Raw genomic sequence first — 19,533 nt, forward strand, 5'->3', positions numbered from 1 at the left:
TAAAGATTTGGAATCAGGCCTTGACGTCTGAGCAGGTTCAAGTGGAGTGGGAAGCGACCAATTGATTTACTGCGATTCTTACTTTGGTTTGTTCTCTGGAACATTCGAACTGTCATCAGATTTTTTTGGCATTACAACTGGTGGGAACTTTATGTTGCCAACATTTTTTGTTTGGTTTGCTTGAACAGCGATGTCCGTTAATACGTGTCCGCTTGCGTTAGCTGACATACCTGAGATCGTGTACTTTTTACCTGGTACTAAGCCTTGAATGAGGAACCACCCTTCTTTATCCGTCACTAATCGAGGCGCTTGGACTCCAATTCTCTCTAGTGGCAAACCTTTACCGCTGAGCATGACATCTGGAACAGGATCACCAACTTCATCCACTAATCGTCCTCGTACGCTGCCAGCCGGTTCCATCTGAATCACGATTTCTGCAGGTGGTTTGCCTTCCAGATGGTAGCTGCCAATGAGATTTTTCTGTGGGTAATAGGCGTGTAGGGTTCGCGGTTGATCGGGATAGTAGCCTTGAATCAAAAACTGTTTGTTACGAATCGGTAGCCCCCAAGATTCCAGATTTCGGTAGTACGTCCCACTGACAAACCCACCGTCGAGCGACTCTCCGTTTTCATCAATCATTCTGCCTGGGATATCAACTCCGGAAGTCAGTTTCATTTCGATCTCAACTGGTTCAGAACCAACCTGCGGATTGATTTCTCGAAGGAGATGACAGTACGAAGGTATTAAGGCGGGAACCGTATCAAGTTGCTTGTACTTACCGATGTTGATTTTAACTTTTGCTGTGATGGACTCTATTCCCACTCCTCTACGATAGCGGGTATGGTCATAGGCCATGAAAGTAACAATTCCCTTTCCGGGTAGTACGGGAATTTTAAAATGACCTTCCCTGTCGGTCCGCCGCTCGAAGACATTGAATAAAAAAACGGTGTGGTTCAACTTTGAGGGCTTTTTAGTATTGAACGCATAGTATTTAACGAGTCCACGTACAGGCTTTCCAGTACGCTCATCGACCACCTGTCCGCGAACCCACACTCCTTTGGTTAGCTTGATTTCCGGAATTGTTTGCGGCTGCTCTGTTTGTGCCGGGACCTCAACAGTTACCGGAAGGTAAGTGGTATCGATTGGGGAATGCACATAGATCCGCTCCTGTCGTTTTTTCTTAATGGCCGGGAGCCCTTCCAGGCGATAGCGACCATCGGCATCTGTGGTATCGTTAATATGATTTTTACCACCGCCGGTGAATGTAACGAAAGGACCAGCACTTACGAGTGCTCCTGAAATCGGTTTACCCGTTTCAGCATCAGTCACTCGACCAACAACAGGTATTGAATCACTAACAATGTGCGTAAACTTGGCTGGAAAATAGATTTCTTTAGGCAGAGAGTTAATTCCCCTTTGAGAAGTTTTATCTTTCCAAGAATGAGGCACAACAATTTTTTCGCCTCGACGCGTGCGCGCGGATATCATATTTGCTTCGATGCCGGGGCCACTGACCAGCAGTTTGGCAATTCGTTCTTTCCCGATTTCCCGTATTGTAAAGTATCCATCAGCGTCTGTATGAACATCGGGAATAACCGATGGCATTTGGGGGCCGTTATGGCTCTCCGGTGTAAAATTTCGAAGCGAATAAAAGTCGGCCTCTTTCTTTTTTGCGGCTTGTTCCCAGGCATCAAGGTTATTTTCTGCATTGAGCCAGACTCGATCAACACGCACGCGGGCTCCTTTAACTGGCTTGCCTTCGATATTCATAATACGACCAGTAATGGGTACCTCATCTGGTACGAGTTGCAGGACCGGTTTCTGTTTTGCCAAATAATTAGAATAACTTTTTCTTCTCGAAGCAGGCAGCAGTTGCAGAGTACGTCCGGTTGTCTCAAAAACGGACGAGGAACCTCTGGCGAATCCGAATCCATCCGCAGCAGCAACGAGAGTGTAAGCCAGATAATAAATATCGGCATCGGGCTCGAATACATCTGAGGATTCGGAATATTGAAACATCCCATTGGCATCGCTAATGGCACGTGGTTTGATATGAGGGTTGGAGCGAGAGCCTTGCACCCAATACACGGCAAAGATTTTTGCTCCCTCAACGGGAGTTCCATCGGGAGCAATGACACGTCCGCGATACTTCAGAACATATTTTTCCTTACCGCTCTTATTATCTGCTTTTTGTGAATGATTCTGTGCGGGTAAACTGTTTTTTGAATTCGAATCAGGTTTACTTTCGGATGATTGAGACTGTGGTGTTTCGATTGGTCTGGCGTCGAGCCGTACGGTGCTCAGGCCAGTCACTGTCAGCAGTGCAAATAATAATATCAGAAGTGTCGGCAACCGCTTTTTCTTTTGCAGCAACGGACGCGGTGGGTCCACGAGCATATTAACCCTACGGAAGAGATTCGATCTGTGATCGCTGATGCCAAGGGTTCCTGTAAGTAGTGGCTGGTTCTGATTGCGTGCGATCGAAACCAGAAAGTCTGCGTAGTCTTCTGTTGACGGTCCTTGATTTGCTGCGAATGCATCCGCGAGGAAATCCTGATTAAGAATCAATTGGCGCCGCAACCACCAATAAGCCGGCTGATAGAAACAAACGAATTTCGTTAAACTCGACAGCACTTGTGTGCTGAAGTCGCCTTGTAAAACGTGAGACCATTCATGAGCAATCGCCCAGCGCAGTGCAGCGGAATTCGGCTTAGCGGCAAGCTCGGTCGGAATCACAATGGTTGGCCGAAACGCTCCCCACATAATGGGGGTTGGCACTCGGTCACTTACGAGCAGACGAACATGCTTCCCTTTTGCACCAGCGATCGAACTTAGGAGATGCTGCAATTCATCGCTGGCTAAAATTGCATATTTGGCGATTTGACAACGTCGAGCATAGCCAACCAACCAAATGAGAATCCAGAAACCGACCATCGTAAAATACACTAACTGCATCGTGCGTCCGATACGTAATAGCAATGCAGAATCACTGATTACAGGCACTGTAGCGGGTCGTGCCGACTCTTTCAAATTTTCAATTTCAGAGAAAACCGTATTTTCGACAGACAAGTTTTGTGAAGGGATCGGTTCGAAATGTCGAATCGAGGAACCTTGTGTTTGTTCAACAGGGACTGATTGTGAAACGAGGGGCGATTCGGAAAGTGAAACGATTTCAGGAGCTGTCTGCAGTGGCTCGGTTTTCATTTCACTTCCTAAATTGAGCGAGTAACCGGGGATCATATCTAATTGTTGAAACGCCGGCACTAGCAAACAGGCCACGAATGTCCAATGAATAATACGAATACGATAGATTGGCTCGCGGAAAAACCAGACTGCTAAGCCGCCAAGCAACAAGATCGCTGCACCAAACACAGCCGAGTGAATGAGCCATGAACCTGATTCATTGAGTAACATCATATCACTTCCCTTTTTTTCGATTACGGGCTTTCTTTTGACGAGCCTGCGCGATAATCGCTTCGAGTTCCAGCAAATCCTTAGCACTCAGTTTTTCTGAACTCAGCATATTCAAAACAAGTTCATTGACAGCACCATCATAGACTTTATGCAAAAAACGTGATGAAACTTGCTCGCGAGAGCAAAGCGGACGATACAAAAACGTTCGTCCTTCACGTCGATGAGCGACAAGCTGTTTTTCATCCATGATACGAAGCTGAGTCTGGATTGTATTGAAATGCAACCCTGACTGCTTTTCGAGACGCGCATGCACATCACGCACCGAACCTTCTTTGATCTCCCAAAGCACTTTCAAAATATCCATCTCTCGCTCAGTGGGTGCGGTATCCATGGGTCGCCTTGCTCTCAAATCATTTCTTGAACGCGACAATTGATGTCACGCGAGTCAAAAATATCACCTAATTATTTAGGTATATGTGATCCGAGTGATACCGTCAAGAGGAATACCTAATAAATTCGGTGAAAGCAAAAAAGCTGTTACTAAAAGAACTGCTGTGCTACGAGATACAATAATTCTGCAAATCGATCATTTTGGATTGGAAACGCCGAATCAGTCTTGAATCGTTACCGCGATCGCCGTTCTTATCTCACCCCATTGTCATGTTATGTTTATTCCTGGTCGATTGTGGATGTTCCAAAATCACGGAAAAGTGGCAGTAGCAGAAGGTTTCTGGTACGCTTGGTTTACTGCGGTATTATTATTGTCATCAGTGAAATGTCGCCACACACGAATTGGCAACTTCAGTTATCGTTTGATTCTGTGAGAGGCGTATCCAAATTCATCACCTGGTAGAAAAAAGGGGAATGATGACCAACCAACTCCGACTTACGAGAAAGAACGCGACCCCTCTTCAGATATTGGGTTGTGCCATTTTAGCCCTTTCACTCCATACCTCGATTGCCGTTGCAAATGACAAACCCAATATCATTGTGATTTTTACTGACGATCAAGGCTATAACGATCTGGGGTGTTTCGGTAGTCAGACCATCAAGACGCCACATTTGGATCAAATGGCGGCAGAAGGTCTAAGGCTGACAAGTTTCTATGCGCAACCGGTCTGTGGTGTATCGCGGGCCGCTTTGATGACGGGATGTTACCCGATTCGCGTTGCTGAGCCAGATAACGTCAAGCACTTACATACCGTACCACATCCTCAAGAGTGGACTATGGCCGAGATGCTGAAAGAGGCGGGTTATGCGACGGCTTTAATTGGAAAATGGCATTTATGTCAACGCGATCGCAAAGCTCCGACAGGTTTTCGTGTTGCTACGATGCCGAACGCTCAGGGATTTGACTATTTCTATGGCACTCCCCAATTTAACGGTCTCACGACATTTGTGAATCAATCGCGGTTTCGCAGTCCAATCTTACGCAATGAGGAAGTGGTCGTTCACCAGGTTCAAGACTGGGATGCCATTACTGGCGATTATACTCGCGAGGCAATTGATTGGATTGAGAAACACCACAGGCAGCCTTTCTTTCTGTATCTCGCGCATAACATGCCGCACATTCCCGTGGGGGCCTCAAAAGATTTCAAGGACAAATCGAAAAACGGGCCCTACGGAGATACAATCGAAGAAATCGACTGGTCTTGCGGTCAGATTTTTGCGAAGCTCAAGTCACTTGGGTTAGATGAAAACACGCTCGTCGTTTTTACATCCGACAATGGTCCTTGGATTGAAAAACAGATTCCCAGAAACCATTCGGGGACAGCAGATCCCCTGCGTGGCTGGAAAATGTCGGCATGGGACGGCGGATCGCGCGTGCCTTGCATTGTGCGCTGGCCTGGTAAGATTCGCCCGGGCCGTGAAAGCGATGAAATCCTGACAACCATGGATTTGCTACCGACGTTTGCGGCGTTCGCCAAAACGAAGACACCGAAGGAACTTATTTTAGATGGCTTCGATGCATCAGAATTCTTGCTGGGAAAAACAGACAAAAGTCCGCGTGATGAATACTTCTATTATTGTGGTTGTCTCCTTACCGGAGTACGTGTTGGCGAATGGAAACTGGTGTTACCCCGAGAGAAAAATCCCCCAGGCACGGGCTGGTGGGGTCGCATGATCGAAGCCGTTGAGAAAACCCAATTATTTAATCTCGACAAAGACCCTGGTGAAACAAATGACATTGCCCGGCAGCATCCAGATGTGGTGAAACGTCTGATGCAGCGAATTCAGCACGCCCGAGAAGACCTTGGCGACATCAACCAGAGCGGTCGCGGTGCCCGGTTCTTTGATGAAGGCCCGCGTAGATTAGAAGCCAGTCGACGGTCCAACAAAAACAGAAAAGTAGTTTACGACAACGCAAAGCCGGTCGGCAACTATCGATTCACATTTGAAAAAGAGGACTGGCACGGATGGAAAGTCGTCGAAGGATCTCTGCCTGATGCACTCACGGATCGAGACACTTTACCGAACTTCAAAAGTCAGCCCTTCAATAAGCAAGGCGATTGGTTTCTGTTCACAGGCAACCGAAAGACTCAGATGCGCGGCGATGATAGTCAAGTCGGCATCATTGAATCGCCGACATTCGTTCTCAAAGGGCCTAAAGTCAGTTTCTTAATCGGTGGTGGTAGTGGCAATTCCACATACGTCGCCCTCTACGATTCCGATGGGAAACAACTGCGAAAGGCAAGCGGTAGTAATGGTCCCGCGATGCGCCGCGTGGTGTGGAATATGAACTACTCTATTGGAAAACGAGTGAAATTACGCATCGTCGATCAGAGTACGGGCGGATGGGGTCACGTTACGTTTGATGATTTCTCCTGCCAGACTGACGATTAAACACTCCTTCTTCTTTCTGAGCTTCACTTACTCATAGAAATTGATTGCCGCGCAATAGCACGCAAGAATCTTCTTTTCCCGATCAGTATTTGGTATCCAAAATACTGACTTCGGTACCAATGATGCTCATTTTCTTTATCTATACACAACTCGCCATCCGTTAACGGAGAATCGCTGGCGAGAAGAATCCGCGGACAACGGAAGGTTTGAAAAACTCGATTCGATATTGCCATAATTTAACTTGACAGCATCCTGTCATTAAGGTAGGATACTGTCATAATGACAAAGGATCCATCAAGAACCGTAAAGGGACAATCCCTCACAGAACTCATCCTCGAGGTGTTTCCACTTCATGGAGACATTCTTACGGCTGGTGATGAAATCGGTGCCGAGTTTGGATTGACTAGTGCGCTTTGGCAGGTTCTGGGTGCGCTTGAAGACGCTCCACATACAGTTCCTCAAATCGGTCGTGCGATGGGTTTGACTCGGCAGAGCGTCCAGCGTTCTATCAACATCATGGAACATGATGGCTTGGTCGAGTTGATTCCTAACCCGGATCATAAGACTTCGCCGTTAGTACAGATGTCAACGAAAGGGCGAACGGCTTTTCAAAAAGTCATGCGCATTCAGGTGCTGTGGTCGAATAAGCTTGCTGAAGGAATGAAAGCAGATGAATTGAAGACCGCCATTCGCGTTCTTCATTCTTTACGAGAATCTTTGAACAATGAAGAATAACAAAACAAGGAGAATATGATGTCTGTCACTTTACTCAACCCGTTTGAAGTTCCAGAAGGCAAAGAGGCTGAAGCGATTGAGTATTGGGAACGTGGCGCCGATGTGATGCGAAAGTCTCCGGGTTTTATCTCGACTCGCTTGCACCGGGCGATCTCATCAGATGCACGATTCCATCTCATCAACATGGCTGAATGGGAGTCGCCGGCGCATTTCGTAGCGGCAATTGAAAGCGACGAGTTCAAGGAAGCAATTGCTGAAGGCAGGGAGACATTTCCGCACTTCCCCGGTCTATATGAAGTTGTCCGAACTTGAGGTAATGGGACTGATCGCTCAACACCTCGATGATCCGAAGTACCTGTAAACGCTTCATCTAATACAATCTTCCAGACATTCGAATAACCTGTAAGAGATTCGTCCGATAACTAATATTAGTTCCGTGGGGTGAAATACGTCATTTACTTTTAAAAAAGATAATTGGTGTTTCAGGGAGCAGCATTTCTATTTTGATGTAGTTAGGCACTCAACCAAGGGGCTAATGACATATTTACCTTTTTGAAGAGAACTCAAACCACCGTCGTGTCCAACCGACGTCAGTGCCGACAGCAAGTGATTCTCCAGATTCACTGAATCGAAATTCGTCGACGGCTCCTTCCAGTTGTTCATCGAATACGATCTTCCAGGTTTGACAATCGTAGGCAACTAATCTTCCATACGCTCGTCCGACAAATAAGGTTGATTCCTGCGGGTGGAAGATGGCACTCACTCTTAAATTCCCCGTTGGTATCTCCTGGACGAGAGCTCCTGTTTCGGCAGAAAAGACTCTGACTGATCCAGCGTTACTTCCCGTGGCGATGAGTTTGCCGTCATGTGAAAATGAAACTTTAAAATTATGAGGCGTTTTCGTGGTCCATTTCAAGGTGAAATCATCCAGGTTAATCATGTTTATCCCTTTTCTTGTAATCAGGCACAGATGCTGACCGGTGGGATCAATGTCAAGTTTCCGAGAGTAGCCTCTGACTGAAGTATTTCGTTTCACGATTTTTTCATCATCAATGGACCATTGAACGATGCCTTGGCGACCGGCTCCAATGAAATGCTGTCCATCGGGATGGAATGCAATCAAACCGTTTGCTTGCTTTTTATCACATGGCAGTCTCGCCATTTTCTCTCCCGTTTTTAAAGAGAATATTTCTATGAAATCATCATCAACCATAAACGCGATCCGTCCCTGACGATGATCTACCACTGTGAAGATCTGGTGGAAATGAAATTTTGGATTGACGGGTCGGGTTTCAATTACCCTCTTTTTGAGATTGACTTTATCATTTCCTCCCCGATGGGGCACGATTACCCAGGGCTCTTCTTGATAATAAAAGAGATATGGTCTCACCTGAGGGCCATAGTGTGTAATGGGTTCCCATCGCGCCAGCTCTTTCTCAACGAATTGCGATCGAAATCTTCGAACATGTAGAGGGGCTTTGCGAATCACGACTTCGTTGTATTCTACGTTCGCATAGAGATTTCCCTGAGGAGAGATGGAAACTCCTTGGGCCTTGCCTATAAATTCTCCTGATTTCATATTCCACCAACAGAGCGACGTTGAGAAACAGATCGGGGAGCCCGTTGTATTCAGATTGAGCGTGACATATTGGTTATCGTTCGAAATTCGAAAGCCCTGCCATTTTCCCGGAGAAATGTTGCTTTGCTTATCGGAATAAACTAACAGGTCTTCTGCAACGGCAGAGTTGCTTTCTAGCTTGGAAATGATTTTATCAGGCAGTTGGACGACTGCCACTTGACCGGGTGCAATAATCCGACCTCGTTCTTCCCAGTTCCATGTGTCTTGTAACTGGCCGACGATATACTTGAAATCGTCAGAAGCATTGGAATGAATTGCCCCCAGGCGTTTCATAACAGACCTCTGGGTTTTTTCTTCTCTCGTTTCCTTAGTCGAAAATGTCACTTTGTTTCGAGTTCTAAAGGCTAAAGACTTTTTATCAGGAGCCAAACTGAAATTACCGGGAAAGCAAAAAGGGCCCGTTCCCAGGTCTTCCGATTTATTATTTCGAAAATCCCAAATTGAAAATCGGGGCTGGTCATCCATTTTTTTTTCAAGCAGTATTTTGTGCTCACAGTCTCTCAAAATTTCAAAGTGCAGTACTTCAGGATGAGTTGCGATAATCGTTTTCTTTTGTGTGTCATAAACACCAAGTTCTTTAAAGTACCAATTTCCTCGTTTTATTGGTTTGTACACAAGCAGGTAACGGCCATCCCTGGTGAAGCTTGATAGTACAGCAGACCACTTTAGAGGGAGCGTGCTGATTAATTTTTGGGTTTCAATATTGACGATACGCGTTACATATGGACTTACATTACTGGTAGAATAAAAGGGGACTGCAAATTTTTTTCCTTGATGATCGAAGCTGACAATGGGAACGCTTGAATTTCTTGTGTCACTATTCAAGCTAAATCGACAGGCTTCGCGGGGAACGCGTCCGAGTTGAATTCTCCAGATCCAGTTTCGATCTTCTTTAGACGTGGCATTGAGCATTGCCATAGCTTCTTGAAATCGTCCCTCCTGAATTTCTTTGGCTGCCAGTAAGATCTGATTTCTGGAACTCTCCTTACGAGCAACGATTGCTGCTTTTTCTGCGTTATCTCGTTCCTGTTTCGCTTGTTGTTCATTTTTTACTGCCAGTTGCTCATTCTGAACTGCCAGATTGAGATTGGTTTGCGCTTCATTCTGTGCTAAATATGAATCCATCAATGCGAATGAGATTGCGATCAGACTGGTAACGAGAATGATGGCGACAGAGGCAATCGACCCGCTTAAAACCTTATTACGACTGCACCATTTGCGAAAACGTTCAGAGGTGGAAACACGCCTGGCAGAGACAGGACGGTTTTCCAGCCAGTTGTTCAGGTCTTTTGCTACCACTCCACAATTGACATAGCGATCAGCAACACTAGGTTGCAGCATCTTTTGGCAGATTGAAATCAGGTCAACGGGAATACGCTCTTTGACGGTTGAAAATCCAGGTGGTGCAGGATTGCCTTGCAATGTGATTAAAATTTTGTGAACTGAGCCCGAGTACAATGGCTTTCCCGTCAGCATTTCATAAAACACAGAGCCCAGTGAATATTGATCTGTTTGTGGCCCCATTTCAGACTGATTCCCCCGCGCCTGTTCGGGAGACATATAGGTGGGAGTACCCAGAATTAATCCGTCGGTGGTTCGATTTGGTGAGTTATTGATGCGTTTGGCGAGTCCAAAATCCATGATCATGGGACGCTGGTGCTCGTTAATCATGATATTTGCAGGTTTGATGTCACGATGAATGATATGTTCTTCATGGGCATAGTGTAGTGCTTGTGCCAGGTCTTGAATCCAGGAAACAATTCTTTCAGTTTTTATATTCTTGCCTGATAATTTCTGAGCGAGAGTATCTCCCTCTACGAATGCCGATGAAATATAAAACTGTTGATCAATTTCTCCTCTTTCCCAAATGACAACGATGTTTGGGTGGTGTAGTTGTGCGGCGATTTGTGCTTCATCTAAAAAACGATCAATGCGTTCTTGGTCAAAGTTCTGGGAATGGGCCAGTTTAAGGGCTACTTTACGATCCAACATCGGATCATAAGCCAGATAAACGGTTCCAAAAGCGCCTTTACCCAGCGCTTCTAAAATTTCAAATCGTCCAAAGTGCTCTTTTGTATTTTCCATTGAAGCATTGGGTTTTGCTTCATGAATATGTTGATCTTTTTCGCTTGTCTGCTGCGGAAACAGCAGGGTGTTCAATTCCACTTTACTCGATTCCACCACTTCCTGGATGACATCGCTGAATTCAGGAAGCTGATTCTGGTAGAGTTCGGGAGCAATCTCAAGACCATTGGAAAAGCGTAATTCCAGATCCACTTTGATGAGTTCTTGTACGGCCCCCCGATGCAGGTGGGGCGCACACCGATCAAGGTAGGGTTTGAAGATCAACGAATTCTCAGGAGTCCATTCTGATTCAAACGCATCGCAAAGCGAGTCGATTTTCAGATTGTCTTCCAGATTTAGTTCGGCAAACATGTCAATTCGTTCTCTGAAATTCGAGAGGGAGATTTAGTCAATTATATCAAGGCGAGATCCAACAGCGTTACTTCCCGGTCGAAGCATCCAGTTCAATAAATTCAGGATCGTCATATTGGAAATCAGTCAGTCTTCCATACATCTTTGTACCAGTTTCATTGAGTCGAAATTGAACTTTCCGGCTTCCAAGATTATAGGTATCAAAAAAATGACTCGTTGAATTGACGCCCGTCATTTTTTTCAAATTTAAAGCATAGCCATTAATCATATTCTCAGTTGTGACCAAAGTCCCCTTGTAATTTGCTTTGATTTTCGAATTTCCTTTCACTTCCAGGACGAGTTCAACAGCGTTTGTTGTTGATTCATAAGATCGGATTTTGGCGAGAATTTCAACCGAACTGTTTGTTTTTGGTGCGGTTAAAACTCCTTTCCAGAGTATGGTTGTGCTCAAAGCAGATCGCCATAATTTCTGGAACTCAGCTGTTTTCAGCTGATGACTCGGTTTCACTGCTTCGTCTTTCGCCAGTATGGTTCGTTGTCCTCTGAGCGAATAGGCATACATCTGCTTTCCATCCGGCGACAGGCGAAACACTTTATGATCCCAATCGATGTTCCAGACTCTGCCACCGGAATAAATGTATTGATTAAAAAAGACTCCGTCAGAGATTTTATCAACGAATGAGGATTGCCCCCGTTGATGCATGACTAAACCGAAACCATCAATGGTCCCACTCTCTTTCTGTAAAGAACCTTCATAGACCACGTATTGACGCGAATCACTCTTTTTTTCCAGAACCAGTCGCACATAGTTCTGATCGGGACGGTAATCGGCAATTCGCATCCGGAGTGCTTCTTCCGGATCATTTTTCCAATAGAGGGGCCCCGACCATTGAGTGCCTGGTTGAAGCGCCTGTTTCCATCGCTCCAAAGCACTTAGTAGGGTGAGACGATCTTTCTCAATTTGAAAGGTCAGTTTTGCATCACCTATCACGCCTTGCCAGCCTGCTTTCGTTGGTACCAGCAATAGTGTTCCCGATTGTTTGGAGAACAAATTGGTTCGCGTTTTGTTTCCATTGGGTGAGAGATGAGAAAAGGAAACTTGTTTTAACTGAATTGGTATGCCCAGATGATGGGGGGGATCGGTGCGACGAACGCCTTCAAACACTGCCGACAGAAAGGGATTGTCTTTTTCTTGTATGACAACGCGAAAGAGGTTTCTCGCTGGATCAAATTCCATGTTTGTCATTTGCAATAAACGATCTGGCATCGAATTGATTTGCTCTTTTCCATTGAACTGAGCACCTTTCAGAATTCTCGTTTCCAGTAATTGGATAGAATTGTTTTCTGGCTGAGTTTCTCTTTCAGCAATGAAATAAAATGCACTGTTTCGATTTGCGAGGCGGAATTTGGCAGTTGGCTGATCGTAGTAGATCACCATACCGCGTGGAAACGTCTTCGCGAGTTCAGATAGTTTGAAGTCTTCATTTTTTAAAGTGAGGACCCAGCCATCATGGACGTTTCTACTTGCGAATGAATTACGCTCAGACACATCAGGTAGCAAAAATGATCCACTGAAGACAACCCGCGATATGATCTCACCAGAGTCAATCGCAACGGCACTCAGAAAGTGTTTGTCACGATTTTGTTCAAATTCGAAATTGAGATTGATGGACTTTGCTGTTCCGTTTTTAAAGATCCCCTGTAACCGAACTGGATGAGTGACTAACGTTTCTAGATTGGTCTTTTCTGCCGCTAATCGCGCTTCCATCTTCTGCCAGCTTGATTTAACAGAATCTACAAAATTACGTTGTTGCTCTCGGTACATTAATAAAGGATCGTTCTGGGAGCCATCTGCAATCGCGGTCTGCTTTGGCAATTTCGATTTCGTAGTCAGCTGTTTAAAATCCAGGTCTTCGTTGGACTTTACTTTTGTCAGCTCGAGATGAAAGAGTTCTCCTTCTTTTTCCAGTGTTCCTTCACCCCTCCACAGAACTTCATCAGAGACTCCATATTTCTCTCGATAGACCTTGGGAAATCGAAAAGCCCTTAATTCTTTATGTAACTTCTGAATCTTATTTTTTTCAGGAAATCGTAGTTGTTGAAACTGTTCGACGGCAGTTTGGAAGCTTTCTTGATCCGGTGCGTTCTTTTTTAACTCAGCAGGAACATCGACTGGTAGGAGCCAGGGTTCTGCAGGCTTATCTCGGCTCTCAAATTTAACTTTCCATTTCTGTCCTGCTTTGAGAGACTTGATTTCAGTGATCTCAACGACTCGACTGGAACAGACGAGACCATGGGGGGCTGTCTCCGCTAATGCTTCCAGCAAGTCATTTTCAGAGGGACCTGACGAACAGCCAGTCAAAATAAATAGAAGAGGTATCCAAAAGCCGATTCGAAGCGTAAATTCTCTTAAGCTATGGTTTTGTAACGCGTTTGGTGTCTGCAAGTCATTGAATCTCATTTTTGTTTTTCCTATATTAGTTGTATTGTTTCGAGTTTCTGGCTCTCTAATTTGTTAATGGCAAACGCGTTTTAACCACCGCCATCGTTTTCTTTGATTTTTTGAAATATATGAATGATTCCTCGCAGCCCGATCCAACCGAGACGATTTCAGTACTTGCAGACTCAATGCTTCAGGAAGCGGAGGACTCTTCAAGTCAGGTCTTTCTCGAAATAAGAGAACGGTTCCAGGTGAGGCTGAGAAACTATGTGGACAAACATCTGTCGCCCAAACTGCAAACGCACGCGGATTCCAGCGATATTTTGCAAAGCGCCTTTATCAGTTTTTGGAAGAAGTTAAATAGTGAGAGCCAGCCATCTGTTGATGATCATGACGAACTCTGGCCTTATCTAATCAAGATCACGCGGCGTAAACTGGCAAAGTCCTGGAGAAAAATTTATGCCCAAAAGCGAGGCGCTGGAAAGGTCTTGCCGGCGGCTGATTTAGCTGCAATGGAATCAGACTCTGATTTTCAAAACCTGGTTTTCGATGAGTTTGATTATCAGCTCGATCTGGACCTGCAATCAATCTTGCAGAAATTTGATTTGGAAACTCAAACGATTGCTTCCATGAAGTTGTCCGGGATGACCAATAAAGAAATATCTCAAGAGTTATCCTGTAGCCTCAGAAAAGTCGAACGAAAAGGTTCAATCCTTCGAAAGGCGATTGGTGAGTATTTTGATGAACATGAATCGCTTCAAAGTAAATCGGAAACTTTGTCGTAACTCAACTTCTGTCTGATGGATCTGTCAGAGCTGGTAGACTTTAGTGACCTCTTCTTTGGGGGTTGTCTATTTTTTCACTATCCTGTTGCCCTCATCAGGGTTACAGTAATAGTGTGAAGTCAGTCTCATTTTCACACTTCGATTAAGGATTTCCACGTGCCGCTTAAGCAACTCTTGTTTTCGTCGTTATGTCTGTGGATTGTTTCTGCGGCAATCCAGGCCGCTGAACCTCACCCGAATCTTATTTTCAGTTCGCTTCATAAAAGCCATACGGAGCAGGAAACACTGTCACCATTGAAAGCTGGAAGTGCTCCGCAGAATTTTGCTGAAATGTGGGCCGGATTTGACCCACGGGTAGAACCTCTCGAAGTGGAAACACTCAAAGAATGGGAAGAGGATGGTGTGGTATTGCGGATTGTGCGATTCCGTATCGGAGTCTTCAAGGGTCAGAAAGCCAAACTGGCTGCCGTATATGGTTTTCCTAAAAGTATCGTTGAGAGTGGCAAGAAGATACCCGGGTTACTTCAAATTCATGGTGGTGGTCAATACGCAGATTATAAAGCTTGTCTACTGAATGCCAAACGAGGATATGCGACACTTTCGATTGCCTGGGCGGGTCGGATTTCCGCGCCTGACTATCGTGTCGATCCGAATGTTGTGAAGCTCTTCTGGGAGGGTAAGACTAACGACCCCGCTTATAAACTGACGACTGACTGGGGTGCCGTGGATGGTTATCACGCGCCGGGCAGGAATCAAGGCAATCTCTTTCCGAGCGCGATGCCGGCGGCATGGACGTTGGATGAAGTCGAATCTCCCCGGAACAGTGGCTGGTTTCTGTGTGCACTCGCCGCGCGTCGCGCAATGACATTTCTTGAGCGACAACCCGAAGTCGATCCGAAAAGGCTTGGCGTCTACGGACATTCGATGGGGGGGAAGCTGACCGTCATGACATCAGTCGATTCCCGTGTCAAAGCGGCTGCCCCTTCCTGTGGTGGTATCAGTGATCGTGATAATAAGAGTGCGATCTTTCGATCAACCCTCGGCGATGATATCAGTTTAAAAGAGATCTCCTGCCCGATCATTTTTCTGTCTCCCGCAAACGATTTTCATGGACGCATTGGTGATTTGCCAGATACCGTCAATGAAATTGCCAGCCGTGATTGGCGTGTGACTTGTTCGCCGCATCACAATCATCAGGATACGGCCGAATATGAAGTGGCGACATTGTTATGGTTCGATCAGCATCTGAAGGGCTCTATGGAGTTTCCGCAAACACCGAAAACTGTTTTAAAGCTTGATACTACTGATGGCGTGCCAACATTCACCGTTCACCCTGATTCCTCAAAGCCGATTCTCTCAGTTGACATCTTTTATACGCAACAGGGTAAGGCCGATGAACGGCCCGAAGATCGTGAACGAACGATGCATAGATTCTGGCATCACACGGAGGCTACAAAAATAAAAGGGGGCTGGACCGCGAAGCTTCCGCTACACAGCACAGATCAACCACTCTGGGTCTATGCAAACGTCGTGTATCCGTTGGAGGCCCCGGTGACTGGTGCGGGTTATTACTACGGAACCTACACAGCAAAATCGTTCAACCTGTCCTCGTTGTTGCAAACAGTATCCGTCAAAGAACTACAGTCTGCCAGGATTCATGCGACCATGAAGCCCTCTTTGTTAATCGAGAGTTTTCAAGACGATTGGGAAAAGGAGTGGTTCACCTACAAGCCCAACGAATGGGCACGATCCACTCACAAAGTTTACGACGAGACCTGGAAAGCTCCCCCAAACACAACGCTCGCTTTGGAAGTCATGGCTGCCGAAGCGAACAAACTGGTCGTCATGCTGGATGGATTTGCTGCCGAAGTGCAACTGGATGGAGGAGATCAATGGCAGACCGTTGTTTTGTCACCAGACAACTTTCAGGACCATGCGGGTACATCTTTGCCAAACTGGGAGAATATCAAACGGCTGAAACTAAGCCCTGCCGAACGCCTGAGGCCAAAACGCGGTGATCCCAGAGCGCCGCGTTTGGTAGGTAAGCACTGGCGCGGAACCAAGCCGCAGTTTCGGAATCTACGCTGGCAGTCAATGACCCAGGATCGCTAAAAACTACGACGGCTGAGATTCTGACGATTCTCGGTCATACGACTTTCAAAGAGAGGAACTTCCAAACATGCTCACTCTAACCGGGATCAACATTTTTCCCATCAAGTCGCTCGGCGGCATTCAAGCCCAGTCTGCTAAGTTGACGGATCGGGGGTTGAAGCATGACCGTCGTTGGATGCTTGTTGATCAGGCAGGAAAGTTTCTGACTCAACGGACCGTACCGGTCATGTCACAGTTACTTGTGAGCATCAAAGGCAATCATCTTCATGTGCAGAATCGAAAGGTGAATGATGACGATTTGTTGGTCCCCATGCAGTCCGATGAGTGGAGTCCGCGGGATGTCACCGTTTTTGCCGATACCTGTAAAGCGTTCGCCTATCCTCAAGTCATCAATGACTGGTTTTCCGAACGGATCGGTGTCTCATGCGAACTGGTCTTTATGCCCGATGACGCCGACCGTCCGGTCGATCCTGACTATAGTATTACGGGCGAACAAGTCAGCTTTGCTGATGGCTATCCTGCGTTGATGATCGGCGAGTCCTCACTGACAGATTTAAATTCTCGGCTGGATGAACCGGTGACAATGGAACGCTTTCGTCCGAATCTGGTTTTCTCCGGTGGTGCGCCTTATTGCGAAGATGAATGGAAGCAAATCCAGATTGGTGCGGTCAAATTCACGGCCGTCAAACTGTGTGCGCGTTGTGTGCTGACGACGGTCGATCCCTTAACCAGCGAGAAAGGGCGTGAGCCACTGAAGACCCTGGCGACTTATCGCAAACAGGAACAGGGAGTGATGTTCGGTCAGAATTTGTTACACCCCGCTGAAGGGGAGATCAAAGTCGGCGATGAAATCAAGGTGATCGAGTAGAACTTGGACGATTTCTATTACCCGTTTCTGAGTGACAAACGGAAAAACTCTGTCAGGCTGAATGTCGCACCAGTTCCTGGACCATTGCTAGCTGACTTATATGTTCGACGGAAACCGGATCAAAAGATCGCAGGCGGCAAAATGTCTGAATGTTGAAAGACAGACAGACTCTTACTTCACTGAAAACGTGATTTGCAGAGTAATTCCCTTGTATTTCAGTGATTATTTCCAAGCTATTAAGTCCTACTTTAAAACAACACTGGTGTGCCTATAATCGAGAGGAGTCTGTTTTAGAGGGGAAATCTATACGAGAGTATATTGATTCTGCGTTCATTGGTGAAATTCATTTGTAAGTACCGACCAGAGCGGAACTGAATGACAGATTTATAGGGTCATCGATGGGAAGTGCAAAAAAACGCAGTAAAAAATCAAGCTTTCGAGGTAATACGAAAGAGGGACAACAGAGTTTTCGTAGTCATGTTCAGTGGTTGAAAGAATCTAATGAGTCAATTGAGTTGATTGATCAGTGTTTGTCTGATCGTGGAGAAATTGCGTTGTCGCATATCTTTTTGTCAGAGGAATGCAGTGCTCCGCCAGCAAGCTCTGACTTAGTGATCTCCACTGTAATCAAAGGCCGTTCACTCAACAAGAAACAGGTAGATCTTGGTTTTGGTCGCTTTGATATTACAGAGCATCCTGGGTACACACTTGTATTCACTCCCAATGTGGATATCGAATTCACTGAGCCGGGACCGTACGAAATTCTTACGCTCAGTATTCCGTGGTCAAGGTTACAACCACAGATTGAATTGGTACTGAACCGCCCCATGCCCCACCTAACAGCTTCAATCCATGGACAACAACACAAAGATCCTTTGCTGGCGCAAACACTCAAACAGCTTTGGGATCCTATTAACGGAAATAGTGTTGGTGATGTGTTAATTCGTGATGGTTTAATCAATATTCTATTAGGGCGATTACTGCAAATCGCAGATTTGAATGTACCTGTCGTCACCCCACGTTCCAAGCTTTCAGACTCAAAACTGGCTAACGTTCGAGAATTTATCGATCAGTCTCTCGAACAACCAATCTCGCTCGACATGCTTGCAGATATCGCAAACTGCAGCCGTTTCCACTTTGCGAGGTTATTCAAGGCAAGTATGGGCATGACTCCGATGGCTTACGTTAGTCAATGTCGCGTCGAGCGTGCGAAGCAATTAATCAATAAAAATAACGAATGGTCACTTTCCGTTATCGCTACGAAGTCTGGATTCAGTGATCAATCCCATATGAATCGTCATTTCAAAAAAATTATTGGGATCACGTCAGGTCAGTATGCGAAAAGTGCGAATGGATGGTAATCGGAAGTAATCTGACACTCAGGTGAAAGCGACTCCGTTTTCTGATTGGTCACGAACATAAGCTCAACATATGAACTCTTCGAGGTACTTCTTGGTACGCAGGGGAGAGCAAGATTTTACCAATACCAGGCAAGATCATTCTATATGGAAAAGTTCGATTTTTTATATTGTTGTTTTGTAAGTAGTTGCACGATGTTTAGATACGACTTAATGAACTGCTGTTTTACGGTAACGACTACATATTCAAATTGATGAGGAGCACTAGAATGGGACAAAAATATAACCGACTCGATAAAGATCAGGCCGCGCTCTTACTGGTTGATCATCAGTCTGGACTGATATCGCTGGTTCAGGATTTCACCCCGGATGATTTCAAAAATAGTGTGATCGCGTTAGCCGATATCGGAAAATTTTTCAATCTTCCAACTGTAATTACAACGAGCTTTGATGAAGGCCCCAATGGTCCTATCATTCCCGAAATAGTTGAGCGACATCCAGAGGCACCCTTTATTCATCGTCCGGGACAGATCAATGCATGGGACAATGAAGATTTTGTTAAGGTGGTTGAAGCAACTGGTCGAAAGCAGCTAATCATCGCTGGTGTTGTGACCGATGTTTGTGTGGGCTTTGTGACTTTGTCAGCAATTGAAGCAGGTTACGATGTTTTTGTCGTTACTGATGCTTCAGGAACATTTAATCACACGGTTCAACAAGCCGCCTGGAATCGGATGTCTGCCGCTGGTGCTCAAATGATGAACTGGTTTGGCGTTGCATGTGAATTGCATCGGGATTGGCGAAACGATATGGAAGGGCTCGGAAATTTACTGTCGAATCATCTTCCCAACTATCGTAATTTGATGACCAGCTATTTTACATTGCAGGATGCCAAGAAAGGATAG

At 45.8% G+C, this 19,533-nt stretch carries 12 protein-coding genes; 8 read left to right on the plus strand and 4 right to left on the minus strand.

What is annotated here, in order from left to right; genetic code table 11:
• Positions 1-78: 78 nt before the first annotated feature.
• Positions 79-3,417, minus strand: a complete 3,339-nt coding sequence (locus tag V144x_RS06505) for a M56 family metallopeptidase (RefSeq protein WP_144983126.1) — start codon at positions 3,415-3,417, stop codon at positions 79-81.
• Between the two features lies 1 nt (position 3,418).
• Positions 3,419-3,805, minus strand: a complete 387-nt coding sequence (locus V144x_RS06510; protein WP_144983129.1) for a BlaI/MecI/CopY family transcriptional regulator — start codon at positions 3,803-3,805, stop codon at positions 3,419-3,421.
• Between the two features lie 473 nt (positions 3,806-4,278).
• Between V144x_RS06510 and V144x_RS06515 the strand changes: the two genes are divergently transcribed.
• The 3 genes from V144x_RS06515 (at position 4,279) to V144x_RS06525 (ending at position 7,305) form a co-directional block, all read left to right on the plus strand.
• The gene (locus V144x_RS06515) at positions 4,279-6,258 is read left to right on the plus strand and encodes a sulfatase family protein (protein WP_197998788.1); all 1,980 of its coding nucleotides are present in this window, start codon (positions 4,279-4,281) and stop codon (positions 6,256-6,258) included.
• Positions 6,259-6,537: 279 nt separating this feature from the next.
• Positions 6,538-6,993, plus strand: a complete 456-nt coding sequence (locus V144x_RS06520; RefSeq protein ID WP_144983131.1) for a MarR family winged helix-turn-helix transcriptional regulator — start codon at positions 6,538-6,540, stop codon at positions 6,991-6,993.
• 18 nt (positions 6,994-7,011) lie between these two features.
• A complete protein-coding gene (locus V144x_RS06525; protein ID WP_197998789.1) occupies positions 7,012-7,305 on the plus strand; it encodes an antibiotic biosynthesis monooxygenase family protein in 294 nt (97 codons plus the stop codon).
• A gap of 232 nt (positions 7,306-7,537) precedes the next feature.
• Here V144x_RS06525 and V144x_RS06530 read toward each other — a convergent pair whose 3' ends face one another.
• Positions 7,538-11,068 carry a WD40 repeat domain-containing serine/threonine protein kinase gene (locus V144x_RS06530; RefSeq protein WP_144983137.1) on the minus strand — a complete coding sequence of 1,177 codons (3,531 nt, stop codon included), beginning with the start codon at positions 11,066-11,068 and terminating at the stop codon, positions 7,538-7,540.
• A 67-nt stretch (positions 11,069-11,135) separates the two neighbouring features.
• Positions 11,136-13,529: a hypothetical protein gene (locus tag V144x_RS06535; protein ID WP_144983140.1), complete on the minus strand. Its 2,394-nt coding sequence runs from the start codon at positions 13,527-13,529 to the stop codon at positions 11,136-11,138.
• Positions 13,530-13,639: 110 nt separating this feature from the next.
• On the opposite strand from V144x_RS06535, the gene V144x_RS06540 reads away from it, so the two are divergent.
• From V144x_RS06540 to ycaC, 5 genes are all read left to right on the plus strand, one after another.
• Positions 13,640-14,293 (plus strand): RNA polymerase sigma factor, encoded by a 654-nt coding sequence (locus V144x_RS06540; RefSeq protein WP_144983143.1) that lies wholly within the window; start codon positions 13,640-13,642, stop codon positions 14,291-14,293.
• Positions 14,294-14,536: 243 nt separating this feature from the next.
• A complete protein-coding gene (locus tag V144x_RS06545; protein WP_390620810.1) occupies positions 14,537-16,405 on the plus strand; it encodes a dienelactone hydrolase family protein in 1,869 nt (622 codons plus the stop codon).
• 67 nt (positions 16,406-16,472) lie between these two features.
• Positions 16,473-17,273, plus strand: coding sequence for an MOSC domain-containing protein (locus tag V144x_RS06550; RefSeq protein WP_144983146.1), 801 nt, complete (start codon positions 16,473-16,475; stop codon positions 17,271-17,273).
• A 398-nt stretch (positions 17,274-17,671) separates the two neighbouring features.
• Positions 17,672-18,634 (plus strand): AraC family transcriptional regulator, encoded by a 963-nt coding sequence (locus V144x_RS06560; protein WP_144983149.1) that lies wholly within the window; start codon positions 17,672-17,674, stop codon positions 18,632-18,634.
• 266 nt (positions 18,635-18,900) lie between these two features.
• Positions 18,901-19,533 (plus strand): isochorismate family cysteine hydrolase YcaC, encoded by a 633-nt coding sequence (gene ycaC / locus V144x_RS06565; RefSeq protein ID WP_144983152.1) that lies wholly within the window; start codon positions 18,901-18,903, stop codon positions 19,531-19,533.

The organism is Gimesia aquarii (assembly GCF_007748195.1).
GTDB classification, from domain to species: domain Bacteria; phylum Planctomycetota; class Planctomycetia; order Planctomycetales; family Planctomycetaceae; genus Gimesia; species Gimesia aquarii.

Excerpts from the sequence above, each read along its gene's own strand:
- V144x_RS06505 (WP_144983126.1), bottom strand. The coding sequence starts at position 3,417 with ATGATGTTACTCAATGAATCAGGTTCATGGCTCATTCACTCGGCTGTG.
- V144x_RS06510 (WP_144983129.1), bottom strand. The coding sequence starts at position 3,805 with ATGGATACCGCACCCACTGAGCGAGAGATGGATATTTTGAAAGTGCTT.
- V144x_RS06515 (WP_197998788.1), top strand. The coding sequence starts at position 4,279 with ATGATGACCAACCAACTCCGACTTACGAGAAAGAACGCGACCCCTCTT.
- V144x_RS06520 (WP_144983131.1), top strand. The coding sequence starts at position 6,538 with ATGACAAAGGATCCATCAAGAACCGTAAAGGGACAATCCCTCACAGAA.
- V144x_RS06525 (WP_197998789.1), top strand. The coding sequence starts at position 7,012 with ATGTCTGTCACTTTACTCAACCCGTTTGAAGTTCCAGAAGGCAAAGAG.
- V144x_RS06530 (WP_144983137.1), bottom strand. The coding sequence starts at position 11,068 with ATGTTTGCCGAACTAAATCTGGAAGACAATCTGAAAATCGACTCGCTT.
- V144x_RS06535 (WP_144983140.1), bottom strand. The coding sequence starts at position 13,529 with ATGAGATTCAATGACTTGCAGACACCAAACGCGTTACAAAACCATAGC.
- V144x_RS06540 (WP_144983143.1), top strand. The coding sequence starts at position 13,640 with ATGAATGATTCCTCGCAGCCCGATCCAACCGAGACGATTTCAGTACTT.
- V144x_RS06550 (WP_144983146.1), top strand. The coding sequence starts at position 16,473 with ATGCTCACTCTAACCGGGATCAACATTTTTCCCATCAAGTCGCTCGGC.
- V144x_RS06560 (WP_144983149.1), top strand. The coding sequence starts at position 17,672 with ATGGGAAGTGCAAAAAAACGCAGTAAAAAATCAAGCTTTCGAGGTAAT.
- ycaC (WP_144983152.1), top strand. The coding sequence starts at position 18,901 with ATGGGACAAAAATATAACCGACTCGATAAAGATCAGGCCGCGCTCTTA.